This window comes from Brevibacterium linens ATCC 9172, assembly GCF_900169165.1.
GTDB lineage: Bacteria > Actinomycetota > Actinomycetes > Actinomycetales > Brevibacteriaceae > Brevibacterium > Brevibacterium linens.
Window position 1 is genome coordinate 1 of sequence record NZ_FXYY01000008.1, and the last position, 12,345, is coordinate 12,345.

Below are 12,345 nucleotides of genomic sequence, written 5' to 3' on the forward strand. Positions count from 1 at the left end.
ATGGGCAGACCGAGGTCGACCCGGTCGGGGTGGTGATGCCGCTGACCGCGTGATTCGTAGCCCGACCCCGCTGCTTAATACCAAGTTAAAGGAACTACCGAAGAACACCACGAAAAGGGACTTGACCCAAACTCCTTGGGTCGACGCGAACTTCTGTTTCGTCCACCCTAGAACACATTGACTGTGAGAACTTCGCCTATGTCACATCGTTATCCGAATCCCGTCAGCATTCGGACAGCACCGTCCCCTATCTGGGACGATGCCGGATTGTCAGGCGGCGCTGGAGTATTCGAGGAACGGGCGCCACTTCTCGACGGGTTTGTCGATCCCGCGCATCCACAGCTGCCCCAGACGGGGCTCCTGCGGGAGGAAGCTGAGCTCCCACCCGATCTCGCCGAGAGTGCGATTGCCCTTGCGGTTGTTGCATTCGCGGCAGCAGGCGACGAGGTTCTCCCAGGTGTTCGCTCCCCCGCGGGAGCGTGGGACGACGTGGTCGACTGTGTATGCCGGTTTGGAGCAGTAGGCGCAGCGGTGGCCGTCCCGGCGCAGGACTCCCCGGCGGGAGAGTGAGACGCGACGGTTGCTCGGCGGGCGCACATAGCGGGTGAGCAGGATGACGGAGGGCTGATCGAGACTCATGTGCTCGGATCTCACCGGAATGTCCTCTGCGGCCAGGACTGTCGCCTTTCCGGTCAGCACGAGCACCACGGCCCGTGTGAACGGAACGATCGACAGCGGTTCGTAACCGGCGTTCAGCACGAGAGTCTTCATAGCTCGCCCCTCATCTTCTTCTCTACTGGGCCGAAACCGGCTGCCCCGACCCCAGGGAACACAAAAGGCGCCGTGCTCATGGGCACGACGCCTGGGAAAGAGGGCACGGAGACAGATATGTGCTCCGCACCAGAGACTGGAGCGGCTATTCGAATTATTCGACTATGCCCCATCTGCTTTCCTTCGCATCAGCGGTCGACACCATTCGGCGCCCACCTATCATGGAACTCAATCTTTTCAAGAGTAACGCCGCGCGCGCCCGTGACCCAATTCATACTGCTCGCGTCACGGAATCTTCGGCTTGCGTTCACCGAACCGGGAGTTCAGCGCACTCCCCGAACCGGCCGCAAGCAGGCGGGTGCACGGGTGGGCGCAGGCGGGCCGGCGCAAGCAGGCGGCCGCCTCGGCGACGTTGTCGGCCGAATTGAGCACATGAACTGCTTCGAAATTCATATGTGGTGATCTTGATCAGTGCGTATGAATTTCGGACTAGCGAATGCAGGCACACCGCCGGTGCGCGCCCGACGTTTCCGGGCATACGAAAAGCTCCCCGTGCGACTCGAGGACCGTCGAGTCGTACGGGGAGCTTTTCGGTGATGAAGATCAGAGAACGCGGATGAAGGTGACGTTGCCCATCCAGCTGTAGCTGCGCTTCGAGGTTCCCGAGCTCGGCGAACCGGCATCGTACATCTGTCCGCCACCGGCGTAGATGCCGACGTGGCCGGGGTGCCAGATGAGGTCACCGGGCTTAGCTTCGGACTGCGAGACGATCTGGCCTGCACCCTTCTGGGCACCGGAGGTGCGGGGCAGGTTCACGCCGACGTGGCTGTAGACCCAGGAGGTGTATCCGGAGCAGTCCCAGCCGCTCGGGCTGGTTCCACCCATGACGTAGGGGGTTCCGACGCCCTTGGCCGCCCAGGCGAGGACCTGCTCAGCCTTGGATCCGTCGATGGATCCGGCGCCCTTGGAGTCGGATTCGCCCGAATCGGACGATCCGCTGTTGGCGGTGTCATCGGAGGTTCCGGCCGACTCGTCGGAGTCAGCGGAGGTGGTTTCGACCGGCTCGGGCTTGGGCTCGGGCTTCGGGGCCGCCTCGGCGGTGATGGCCTTGCTCTCGACGCCGAAGGAGTCGGACTTCTTGTCGTCCTTCTTGCTGTTCGAGTCGTCGCCGATGGTGACGGTCTGGTTCTCGAAGTCGACCTTCTGGGTGGTCTCGGCTTCTGCGGAGACCTTGTTCTGGTCGTCGGCACCCTGGCCGGCGGCCGGCATCACTGCGGCGGTCAGCAGACCACCGCTGGCAGCGACAACAGCTGCACGACGGCCGAAGACGCCTGAATTGGCGTTCAGAAGTTCAGTGAGTTCGGTCAGCGGAGTCTTGACCTTGGCATCGGCGGCGCGGCGGCCATGCTGCTTAGTTGCCACGTTTTCCCTCTCGTTCCTATTGGCAATCTCAGCCAACCGCCGCTATCGGTCCTTGGTATCTCACAGCGAGCGCGGCGCTCGGATCTCGCTGTGAAGTCGTCAGTGCGTGAACGACCTCAACAACTGTAACCAATCGGTGACTGATTGTCACGTTTTTGTCACAACCGCCGGAGGGAAACCGTGATGTTTCCCATAAACGTGCAGGTCAGAGGCCTAAAACAGCTTGAAACATTCGTAACATTTTCTCGTTATACGACGCGACCCAGGGGGCGGAGATCCGCTCCCCGGGTCAGAGATCACAGTGATTTGTAACGAATCGCGACTCAGGCACCCGCTCCTTCGTTACCGCGGCTCGTCCTCGCCGTTATCGAGCCACCGCTTCGTCGTTACGGAACTCCAGCCTCGAGTGTGGGGAACTGAGACTTCTGTACGCCTCAGCTCCGGTAGGCGAAGACGTGCGAGGCAGTCTCGACCGGCAGATCGAGCACGTCCTGCGCACCGGGCACCTGCACGGTGATGTATTCGCCGTTGCGCGAGATCTCGACGTCGCTGCCCGGCAGGACGCCGGCGACCTGGAACTGCTGAAGCAGGTGAATATCGACCTGCAGGGGTTCGGCCAGCCAGGCGATCGTCAGCTTCTTCGCGCCGTCCCGACCGACCGCCGTGGCGAGGTCAATGACCTCGGTGGCCGTCGAGGCTTCGCCGCCGATGACGTCGAGGCCGGGGATCGGGTTGCCGTAGGGTCCGGTGGACGTTTCCGAAAGCAGCTTCACGAGCTTGCGCTCGACCTGCTCGCTCATCACGTGTTCCCAGCGGCAGGCCTCGTCGTGGACGAGTTCCCACTCGAGTCTGACGACATCGGAGAGAAGGCGCTCGGCCAGACGGTGCTTGCGCATGACGTCGGTGGCGATCCGACGCCCCTCCGGGGTGAGCTCGAGATGACGGTCGTTGCCGACGTGGAGCAGACCGTCGCGCTCCATCCGCGCCACGGTCTGTGACACGGTGGGACCGGAATGATCCAGGCGCTCGGCGATGCGGGCACGCAAAGGCACGATCGACTGTTCCTCGAGCTCGATGATCGATTTGAGGTACATCTCGGTTGTATCAATGAGGTCGTTCACTTCTGACCAGCCACTCCACTCTTCGTCTTCAGGTCGTTTCGACCGTTTCAGGCGCTGTCACCAATTCGGGTCGCTGCGACCCTGTCCCGCCCCGCGCAGGCGAACCCGTTCGCGGCCGTTGCGATCTGGACCAATCCTATCGTGCGTTCAGCGAATCCCGTGAGTCGAGGAATCGCCTGGGTCCGCGCCCGACATCGGCCGCCGCCGGACGGCTCGGCCCGCATGGGTTTCGGCCCGTCCGCGCAGGATTGCGCACCGGCCCACTCAGCCCGCGTTCGTGTAGGTCGTCTTGTGCACCGTGAAGAACTCGCGTGCCGCCCGAGCCTGCTCGCGAGGACCATAGCTCGACCCTTTCCGTCCGCCGAAGGACACGTGATAGTCCACGCCTGCCGTCGGGGCGTTGACCATGACCATCCCGGCCTGGGCGTAACGCTTGAAGTGGGTCGAATATTTCAGGGAGGTCGTGAAGATGCCGGCCGAGAGCCCGAACTCGGTGTCGTTGGCGACCGCGAGCGCTTCGTCGTAGTCGGCGACCTCGATCACCGAGGCGACCGGGCCGAAGACCTCGTCGACGTTGATCGTGTCGCCCGGTTTCGTGCCCGTGACCAGAGCCGGTGCGAGGAAGTACCCACCCGTGCCCGATTCGATGAGCTCACCGCCGGTGACTTCCCCACCCTCGGCTCGGGCCGTGGCGATGTAGCCGAGATCCTGGTCGAGCTGAGTCCGGGAGACCACGGGCCCGATGGCGATCCCTTCGGCGCGGGCATCGCCGACGGTCAGTGCCGCCATCTTCTCCTTGAGCAGTGCGACGAATTCGTCGTGCACATCGGAGGTGACGATGAGGCGGGAGGACGCGGTGCAGCGCTGCCCGGTGGAGAAGAAGGCACCATTGATCGCGGCGTCGGCGGCCGCTTCGAGATCGGCGTCGCCGAGCACCACGAGCGGGTTCTTCCCGCCCATTTCGCACTGCACCCTGATCTGGTGGGCCGCAGCCGAGGCGATGACGGATCGTCCGACGGCGACGGACCCGGTGAAGGTTACGGCGTCGATCTTCGCCGAGGTGGTCAGGGCGTCGCCGACCACGGAACCGGGCCCCGTGACGAGGTTGAGGACTCCGTCGGGCAGTCCCGCCTCGGCGAGGATATCGGTGAGCGCGTAGGCGCTGGCGGGGACGAGTTCGGCGGGTTTGAACACGACCGTGTTGCCGAAGGCCAGAGCCGGGGCGATCTTCCAGGCCGGGATGGCGATCGGGAAGTTCCACGGGGTGATGACGCCGATGACGCCGATGGGTTCGTGCGTCATCTCGGCGATGAGTCCGGGGCGGACGGAGTCGACGATCTCGCCGGTATTGCGGATGGTCTCGCCGGCGAAGAACTTGAAGATCTGCGAGGCGCGCAGCACCTCGCCCTTGGCTTCGGCGAACTGTTTGCCCTCTTCCCGGGCGAGGAGGTCGCCGAGTTCGTCGGCGCGGTCGGCGATGAGGCTTCCGGCCTTGTCGAGGATCGAAAAGCGCTGCTGTGAGCCGAGGTCCGCCCAGGCGGGAGCGGCCGCACGGGCGGCATCGATCGCCGAGGCGACCGTGGCGGCATCCGCGCGAGCAAAGAGACCGATCACATCGGAGGGGTCGGACGGATTCGTGTTCGTCGATCGGTCCTCACTGGGCACCCGCCTGCCGCCGATGAGGTTGTCGAAGACCGCGTCGGGTCCGTACTGAGCAGAGGTATGGGTCGAGGTCATCGATACTCCTTCGTATTCGCGTATTCGTCGGTGAGCGCCGGTGATCGTCTGGCCTAGGGGTAGAGATCGTCTGGCCTAGGGGTAGAGGCGGACGACCTCCCAGACCGAGGCGTCGTCGAGGCCGGCCGTTTCGTGGCTGCCGTCGGCGCGGCGGAAGACCCACCGGTCATGGAACCGGTTCTGCTGGCCCTGCCAGAATTCGATCTCGAAGACGCGCACGCGGAACCCGCCCCAGTGATCGGGCCGCGGCACGTCACGGCCCTCGAGCTCGGCCGCCGCGGCATCGTATTCGGCCTGCATCTGCTCGCGGCTGGTCACCGGCTGGGACTGCTTGGACACGGTCGCCCCGATCTGCGATCCACGGGGGCGCACGGCGAAGTACGCGTCCGAGTCCTCGGGGGCGGCCACCTCGGCGAGGCCGCGGATGCGGACCTGTCGTTCCATGTCCTGCCAGGGAAAGTTCACGGCGATGCGGGGGTCGGCCCGCAGCGCCCGGCCTTTCGCCGAGTAGTAGTCGGTGAAGAACAGGAGTCCGCGTTCGTCGAGGCCTTTGAGCAGGACGATGCGCGAGCTCGGGCCCCATTCGTCGAGGGTCGAGACGGTCATCGCATTCGGCTCGCGGACGTGGTCGGCCGCTTCGTCGTACCACTGGCGCAGCAGGTCCAGGGGTACGGTATCCGGGTGTTCGAAGACGGCTGAGTCATAGGACTTCCGGGTCTGCGGGAGGCGATCGACGGGCTCACTCATGTCTTCACTCTACGACGCGGCACGGACACGAGTCAGCCGGGTCCCGCCTCGGCGGGTGCGGTCGAGACGGACGACGTCGTGCAGTCGTCACAGGGAGTGACAGTCGACGTCCGCCGTCCGTCACATGACGGACCGGTCCCGAGCGGCGGACGGGCCCGCCGTAGAATATCGAGCGTGACTGCGACGAATATTGAGATCCCGAACGACCTTCTGCCCGCCGACGGACGCTTCGGGTCCGGCCCGGCCCGCATCCGCCCTGCCCAGATCGAGGCGCTGACCTCGGCCGCGACCGAGGTGCTCGGCACCAGCCACCGCCAGGCGCCGGTGAAGAACCTCGTCGGCCGCATCCGTTCCGGACTGGCCGAGCTGTTCAGCCTGCCCGAGGGCTACGAAGTGGTGCTCGGCAACGGCGGGTCCACCGTGTTCTGGGACGTCGCGGCCTTCGGCCTCGTCCGCGAGCGGGCCGCGCACGCGACCTTCGGCGAGTTCGGTCAGAAGTTCGCGAAGGCCACCGACACTGCCCCGCATCTGGCTTCCTCCCTTATCCTCAATGCCGAACCGGGCACGGCTGCGATCCCCACTCCGGAGGCCCTGGCTGCCGCTGGTCTCGTCTCCTCCCCCGCCGGGGCGACCACCGGCGCTTCCGCCGCCGACGTCTTCGCATGGCCCCACAATGAGACCTCGACCGGTGTGGCCACTCGGATCGCCCGTCCGGCCGGGATCGCCGAGGATGCCCTCGTCGTCATCGATGCGACCTCCGGCGCCGGCGGCCTGGCCGTCGACATCGCCGAGACCGACGTCTACTACTTCGCCCCGCAGAAGAACATGGGCTCCGACGGCGGCCTGTGGGTGGCGATTATGTCGCCGCGGGCGATCGCGCGGGCACAGGAGATCAAGGACTCCGGTCGCTGGATCCCGACCTCGCTCGATCTGGTCACCGCGATCGAGAACTCGGCCAAGGACCAGACCTACAACACCCCGGCCGTGGCGACCCTGCTGCTGCTCGCCGAACAGATCGAGTGGATCAACGGCAACGGCGGCCTGTCGTGGGCGGCCGAGCGGACCGCGGAGTCCTCCGGGCTCGTCTACGAGTGGGCTGAATCCGCCGAGGCGGCCCACCCCTATGTCGCCGAGCCGGCCGACCGCTCATCGGTCGTCGCCACCGTCGACTTCGATGAGTCGGTCGACGCAGCGGCTGTGGCCAAGGTGCTGCGAGCCAATGGCGTCGTCGACGTCGAGCCCTACCGCAAGCTCGGCCGCAATCAGCTGCGCATCGCGACCTTCGTCTCCGTCGACCCCGACGATGTGCGGGCCCTGCTGGCCTGCATCGACTTCGTCATCGACGCACTCAAGTAACGCGACCGACATGCCTGCACACACCGTCGACAGCTCCGCCCGCGTCGGCGTCATCGGCAGCGGAATCGCCGGGGCCAGTGTTGCCTTCGGCCTCGCCTCCCGCGGGGTCGACGTCACCATCGTCGACGATGCCATGGCCGGGCAGGCGACAGCTGCCAGCGCGGGGATCATCGCACCATGGGTGTCGACGAGCACCGGTGCCTACTACGAGACGTACGCGGCGGGAGGGAACTTCTATCCGGCGTTCCTCGAGGCGCTGCGTACGCTCGGCATCCCCGACCTCGGCTATCGCAGGTCCGGTGCCCTCGTCGTCAACAACGACCCGGGGACCCTCGCCGAGGCGGCTGCGACCATCCGTTCTCGTGTCGCGCCCGCGGGGACCGTCGCGGGCGAGGTCCATGACCTCGATGCTGCGGAGCTTCGCGAGATCTTTCCGCCGATCGCTCCGGACATGACCGGACTCCTCATCACCGGAGGCGGCCGTGTCGACGGGCGGGTTCTGCGCGATGCGATCCTCACCGGAGCGCGCCTGCATGGCGCCAGAACGGTCGCAGATTCTGCACAGGATGTCACCGCATCGAGCGCGGGCACATGGTCGGTACGCACCACCTCGGCGACGGAGGACTTCGACGCCCTCGTCATCGCAGGTGGGGCGCGGAGTGCCGAGCTCCTCGGACGACTCGGCCACGCTGTGGGGATCGTCCCTCAACGTGGTCAGCTGCTCCATCTGGAGCTGCGCGGAGTCAACACATCGCCGTGGCCGACGATTCACCCTCTCGACCATCACTACATCACACCCTTCGACGGAGGCCGCATCGTCGCAGGCGCCACCAGGGAGGACGGGGTCGGCTTCGACGTCCGCGCCACTGCCGCCGGAACGCAGCAGGTCCTCGACGACGCGCTGCGGATCGCCCCGGGCCTCGCACAGGCTACCGTTCTCGAGACCCGCGTCGGAGTGCGCCCCATGTCGACGCGCGAGGGGGCACTGCCGTACGCGGGTGCGGTGCAGGGCGCGGACGGACTGTGGCTGGCTTCGGGATTCGGCGCCGGCGGACTCACGATGGGCCCACTCATCGGCGATGGTGTGGCCAGACTGATCCTCGGCGAAGAAGCACCGGAGATCGCCCACCTGGCTCCGTGAGCGGTGCTCTGCCGGTGATAGCGAAGGGTCCCAGCTGCCCTCAGCCGAAGAAGTGGATGAGCACGCCGATGCCGAAGGTGATGGCGGCGAGCATGGCGAGGATGAACTCGATGGCAGCGCCGAGGCCGATCGCCTTGATCGATTCCCAGCTGGAGTTCCACGCCGTCTTCCCGTCCTTGAGGCGGGCATACTCGGCGAGGTAGAGGCCGCCGACGAAGCCGATGGGCAGGCCGAGCACGGGGATGACGAAGAAGCCGATGATGGCGAGCACCCCGCCCAACAGCACCGAGGAGTTCGGCACCTGCATGGATTTCAGCTTGCGACCGGTGAGCACGAGTGAGGCGCTCATTCCGGCCGCGACGAACACGGCGACGATGGCGAAGATGATCCACGCGGCCGGTCCGCCGATGATGATCGCCCAGATGAGCACCGCGATGGCGATGAGAATCGACCCGGGCAGCACCGGCACGATGATGCCCAGGCAGCCGACGAGGATCGCCAGGCCCACGAGCGCCGAGGTGATGATGTCAGTTGTCACAGTCCGTCCGTTTCCTTTGGGCGACCCTCGAATCCCTCGCCGAGGCGGTCGACCGAAATTCTATGACACGAACCTCCGGGCCCGCCGAGTGCGGACCCGTTCCGAGCACCGCCGTCCACACAGACCTGACCCTGCCGAACGCCTCCCAGCGGACAAGCTGCCCGCCAGGCCTCGTCAGTGCCCGGTGCCGCCCGGTGGTCGGCCCTGATAGCTCAGGTGCAGCCGAATCCGCGATTTGGGATCCCGGTGGAGTCGCAGCTCCTTGGCCGTGATCATCCACAGCAGGCCCACGGCGAAGGCGATGATCCCCGAGGCGGCTCCGACGACGAGCGCCATCCGCGGTCCGAAGGCATCGGCGACCCAGCCGGCCAAGGGGGCGCCGAGCGGGGTGCCGCCCATGACGACGGCCGCGTAGATCGCCATGACTCGACCGCGGTAGTTTGCGGCAGTCGTCGTCTGCACATAGGCGTTCGCCGAGGTCATCATCGTCAGTGACGAGAAGCCGACGAAGACGAGAGAGGCGGCGAAGAGGTAGTAGTCGGGCATCAGCGAGGCCACACCCACCGCCACTCCGAAGCCGCCTGCGGCACCGAAGACGAAGCGCAGCCGGGGTTTCTCCCGCCTGGCCGAGACCAGAGCTCCGGTCACGGACCCGATGGCCATGACGGAGTTGAGCAGACCGAAGCCGCTGGCATCCTTGCCGAACTCGATCTTCGCCATCGTCGCCGTGTAGATGTTGAAGTTGAATCCGAAGGTCGCGATGACGAACAGCACGACGAGCACGACCGTGATGTCCGGGCGCCGGCGCAGGTATTTCAATCCGCCGAGCACCCCGCCCGCACCGCGCCGACCAGAGGGATGCAGCTGCGATCGGTCCAACCGCAGCAGCACGGTCAGCGTCGCCGCGAAGCCGAGCCCGCTGATGAGGAAGACGGGACCGGGGCCGATGACAGCGGTGAGCACACCGGCCACGGCCGGACCGATCATCCGAGCGCCGTTGAAGGACGCCGAATTGAGGCTGACGGCGTTCGGCAGCAGCTTCTCTCCGACGAGTTCGGAGACGAAGGCCTGCCTGGCCGGGTTGTCCAGGGTCGTGAGCATCCCGAGCGTGAACGCGAGCACGTAGACGTGCCAGAGGACGATGACGTCGGTGATGGTGAGGACGAAGAGGACGAGTCCGATGAATCCCAGTAGCGCCTGGGTGACCATGAGCAGACGCCGTTTGTCGAACTTGTCGACGAGGTTGCCCGCGAACGGGAACATGATCAGCTGCGGGCCCAGCTGCAGAGCCATGGTGATGCCCAATGCTGATGCGTTGTTGTCCGTGAGCATGGTCAGGACGATCCAGTCCTGCGCCGTGCGCTGCATCCATGTCCCGGTGTTGGAGATCAGGGCACCGGCGAACCAGTGCCGGTAGTTCGGCTCCGACAGCGACCGGAACATCTGGGACATCGAGTGGTTCAGCCCTCCTGGAACTCGAGCTCGCCGGAGTAGTCGTCGACGACGGCTTCGGCAGGCTCGTTATTCGGCCGCCTCACATCGGTCTCCGAATGCGCCCCGCACCCGGATTCGAGTCCGACCACGCGCCCGTCGAACGGCGACCACGCATTGGCGCAGACCCCGAACTTCTGGCGCAGCGATCCGGCGATCGGCATGAGGTAGCCGCAGCTGCCGCAGTGTCCGGCCGCGCGTGAGGCGAACTCGCTGTCGGGGCCCGCGTCGGATTCCGCCCACCGGCTCGCCGCCGCACTCAGCCCGTCGGAGGAGAGCACGCGTTCACGGCCGAGACCGAATTCGAAGTTCGCGATCTGGTCGACGTTGTCTGCGGAATTGTCCTCGGTCTGCTGGAAGCCCGGCTGCAGGTTCGGATCCTGGTCGAGCTTCGGCAGGGTGTCGCGCGGACCCATATCGCCGGGTTCGAGCCGTTCTTCCCACGGCACCCATTCGGGGGCGACGAGGGCGTCGGGGCCGGGCAGCAGCGCGGTTTCGCAGACCGTGACCTTCTTCGCCCGCGGTGCGCGGGCGAGTACGGCCACCCACCGCCACCCGCGATAGGTCGGGTCGGTGCACACGAAGTAGTGGGTGACCAGACGGGTCGCCTCGGCCACCGTGCCCAGGTGTTCGCCGACGACGGCAGTGCCGGCCACCTCGGTGATGGCGGTGCGGGCGATGTCGATCGCCGCGGCCAGCTGGGTGTCGAGGACGACCTTGTCCGTGCCCGACCGTGCGCGCCCGGTCTTCGTCCCCTTCGCCGAGGCGGTCGTGGCGGAATCCGCGGCGACCGCGCTTGCCGCGGCGGTCGGCTCAACCGCTGCGGCGGACGCATCAGCGCCCGGTGTCGCCTCGGTGGTAGGTTCGGCGTCGTTCTCGACGGGCGCGGCGGTCTGCCGCGCCAGCCAATCACTGAACAGTGATGACATCAGGACTCCAAATCGTCGGCAATCGCCCGCAGCAGGCTGGCGACCTTGTCCCCATGGGTAGGGTCGGGGTAACGACCGTGCTGCAGTCCGTTGTTGAGGTCATCCAGTACTTTGATGACATCTTCAACCATAACTGCCATGTCCTCGGCCGGGCGTCGGCGGGCCTTGGCAACTTTGGCCGGAGTGGTCAGGGGGCGGGCCTTGAGCACCTGCGCTCCGCGGCGGGAATCGACGACATCGTATTCGAGTCGGGTGCCCTTGGTGACGTCGACCCCTTCGGGCAGCACGGAGGAATGGAGGAAGGCCTGCGAGCCGTCCTCGGCGATGACGAAGCCGAAGCCCTTCTCGGCATCGAACCATTTCACGCGTCCGGTGGGCATGATGTCCTTTCTGTCTGGTCGTACCCGCGGTAGCGGGCTGATCATACGGTGCCCGCTGGTGCGGGCGGTGTGTCGGTCGGCTGTCGAATCGGATTCCGCAACCGGGAAGCTGGTCGGATGGTGTGTCAATGTGCGGGTCGGTGTGATCGAGTGCCCTGATGGCCGTCGGCCGACGGTGCCGACCGTGGGGCTGAGGGCATCGTATCGGCGATGAGATCTCCGGCTCGCTCACCCCCTGGGGCCGTGAGCACTGTGCTGGTGAGCGCCTGATCGGCGGCGGGAGATCACGGGCACATGCGCGACCCGGTGGTCGGCCGCCTCGGCGAGGTGGGGGTTCGCACCGCCTCGATCACACTGTGCAGACGGGGTTCATGCCCGTCCCCGACCCTGCGAGGTGAGCGGCATGAACGGTGATATCAGCGGTGGCCCACCCCGGTCTGTCTGCGTCGGATGGCGGCTCGGATCATGGCCACGCAGGCGAGGATGACGGCGATGGGCACGAGGATCATGGGCAGATAGGTCAGCAGCGAACTGGGGGTCAGTCCCATCCAGGCCTGACCGAGGACGCCGATGAGACCGAGCGCCCCGATGGCTGCGGCGGCAACCGCGGCGACGACGATGGCTGTGTCGACTCGAGTGGCTGACAATGCGCGTCCTTCCGTCCGATCTCTGATCCGTAATCTGCCCCTCCATTGTACCCCTCGCGATAGAC

The 12,345-nt window shown here is 66.1% G+C and carries 13 protein-coding genes; 2 read left to right on the plus strand and 11 right to left on the minus strand.

Annotation, left to right across the window (positions count from 1 at the left end; genetic code table 11):
- Positions 1 to 270: 270 nt before the first annotated feature.
- From BLIN9172_RS07995 to pdxH, 6 genes are all read right to left on the minus strand, one after another.
- On the minus strand, positions 271 to 771 hold the full coding sequence (locus BLIN9172_RS07995) for an HNH endonuclease (protein ID WP_101554592.1): 501 nt from the start codon (positions 769 to 771) through the stop codon (positions 271 to 273).
- 285 nt (positions 772 to 1,056) lie between these two features.
- A complete protein-coding gene (locus tag BLIN9172_RS18090; protein WP_170286933.1) occupies positions 1,057 to 1,224 on the minus strand; it encodes a hypothetical protein in 168 nt (55 codons plus the stop codon).
- 150 nt (positions 1,225 to 1,374) lie between these two features.
- Entirely contained in the window at positions 1,375 to 2,193 is an 819-nt protein-coding gene (locus BLIN9172_RS08000; RefSeq protein ID WP_101554593.1) for a C40 family peptidase, read from the minus strand.
- A gap of 434 nt (positions 2,194 to 2,627) precedes the next feature.
- Positions 2,628 to 3,314, minus strand: a complete 687-nt coding sequence (locus BLIN9172_RS08005; protein ID WP_101554594.1) for an iron-dependent transcriptional repressor DtxR — start codon at positions 3,312 to 3,314, stop codon at positions 2,628 to 2,630.
- Positions 3,315 to 3,578: 264 nt separating this feature from the next.
- Positions 3,579 to 5,051 carry an aldehyde dehydrogenase family protein gene (locus BLIN9172_RS08010; RefSeq protein ID WP_101554595.1) on the minus strand — a complete coding sequence of 491 codons (1,473 nt, stop codon included), beginning with the start codon at positions 5,049 to 5,051 and terminating at the stop codon, positions 3,579 to 3,581.
- A gap of 75 nt (positions 5,052 to 5,126) precedes the next feature.
- Positions 5,127 to 5,798: a pyridoxamine 5'-phosphate oxidase gene (gene pdxH / locus BLIN9172_RS08015; RefSeq protein WP_101554596.1), complete on the minus strand. Its 672-nt coding sequence runs from the start codon at positions 5,796 to 5,798 to the stop codon at positions 5,127 to 5,129.
- A gap of 174 nt (positions 5,799 to 5,972) precedes the next feature.
- Here pdxH and serC point away from each other — a divergent pair, with 174 nt between their 5' ends.
- On the plus strand, positions 5,973 to 7,154 hold the full coding sequence (serC, locus tag BLIN9172_RS08020; protein ID WP_101554597.1) for a phosphoserine transaminase: 1,182 nt from the start codon (positions 5,973 to 5,975) through the stop codon (positions 7,152 to 7,154).
- Positions 7,155 to 7,164: 10 nt separating this feature from the next.
- Complete coding sequence (locus BLIN9172_RS08025) at positions 7,165 to 8,295, plus strand: NAD(P)/FAD-dependent oxidoreductase (protein WP_170286934.1); 1,131 nt, start codon at positions 7,165 to 7,167, stop codon at positions 8,293 to 8,295.
- Positions 8,296 to 8,335: 40 nt separating this feature from the next.
- Here the strand turns inward: BLIN9172_RS08025 and BLIN9172_RS08030 are convergent, their stop codons facing one another.
- The 5 genes from BLIN9172_RS08030 to BLIN9172_RS08050 all read right to left on the minus strand — a co-directional run bounded on the left by BLIN9172_RS08030 (position 8,336) and on the right by BLIN9172_RS08050 (position 12,280).
- Complete coding sequence (locus BLIN9172_RS08030; protein ID WP_101554599.1) at positions 8,336 to 8,833, minus strand: DUF456 domain-containing protein; 498 nt, start codon at positions 8,831 to 8,833, stop codon at positions 8,336 to 8,338.
- A gap of 174 nt (positions 8,834 to 9,007) precedes the next feature.
- Entirely contained in the window at positions 9,008 to 10,285 is a 1,278-nt protein-coding gene (locus BLIN9172_RS08035) for an MFS transporter (RefSeq protein WP_101554600.1), read from the minus strand.
- Positions 10,286 to 10,293: 8 nt separating this feature from the next.
- Complete coding sequence (locus BLIN9172_RS08040) at positions 10,294 to 11,253, minus strand: DUF3027 domain-containing protein (protein WP_101554601.1); 960 nt, start codon at positions 11,251 to 11,253, stop codon at positions 10,294 to 10,296.
- The gene (locus BLIN9172_RS08045) at positions 11,253 to 11,633 is read right to left on the minus strand and encodes a cold-shock protein (protein ID WP_101554602.1); all 381 of its coding nucleotides are present in this window, start codon (positions 11,631 to 11,633) and stop codon (positions 11,253 to 11,255) included. Before BLIN9172_RS08045 ends, BLIN9172_RS08040 begins: the two co-directional genes overlap by 1 nt.
- 416 nt (positions 11,634 to 12,049) lie before the next feature.
- The gene (locus BLIN9172_RS08050; RefSeq protein WP_025780328.1) at positions 12,050 to 12,280 is read right to left on the minus strand and encodes a hypothetical protein; all 231 of its coding nucleotides are present in this window, start codon (positions 12,278 to 12,280) and stop codon (positions 12,050 to 12,052) included.
- Positions 12,281 to 12,345 lie beyond the last annotated feature (65 nt).

Excerpts from the sequence above, each read along its gene's own strand:
- BLIN9172_RS08025 (WP_170286934.1), top strand. The coding sequence starts at position 7,165 with ATGCCTGCACACACCGTCGACAGCTCCGCCCGCGTCGGCGTCATCGGC.
- BLIN9172_RS08035 (WP_101554600.1), bottom strand. The coding sequence starts at position 10,285 with ATGTCCCAGATGTTCCGGTCGCTGTCGGAGCCGAACTACCGGCACTGG.
- BLIN9172_RS08045 (WP_101554602.1), bottom strand. The coding sequence starts at position 11,633 with ATGCCCACCGGACGCGTGAAATGGTTCGATGCCGAGAAGGGCTTCGGC.
- BLIN9172_RS08010 (WP_101554595.1), bottom strand. The coding sequence starts at position 5,051 with ATGACCTCGACCCATACCTCTGCTCAGTACGGACCCGACGCGGTCTTC.
- BLIN9172_RS18090 (WP_170286933.1), bottom strand. The coding sequence starts at position 1,224 with ATGAATTTCGAAGCAGTTCATGTGCTCAATTCGGCCGACAACGTCGCC.
- pdxH (WP_101554596.1), bottom strand. The coding sequence starts at position 5,798 with ATGAGTGAGCCCGTCGATCGCCTCCCGCAGACCCGGAAGTCCTATGAC.
- BLIN9172_RS08040 (WP_101554601.1), bottom strand. The coding sequence starts at position 11,253 with ATGTCATCACTGTTCAGTGATTGGCTGGCGCGGCAGACCGCCGCGCCC.
- BLIN9172_RS07995 (WP_101554592.1), bottom strand. The coding sequence starts at position 771 with ATGAAGACTCTCGTGCTGAACGCCGGTTACGAACCGCTGTCGATCGTT.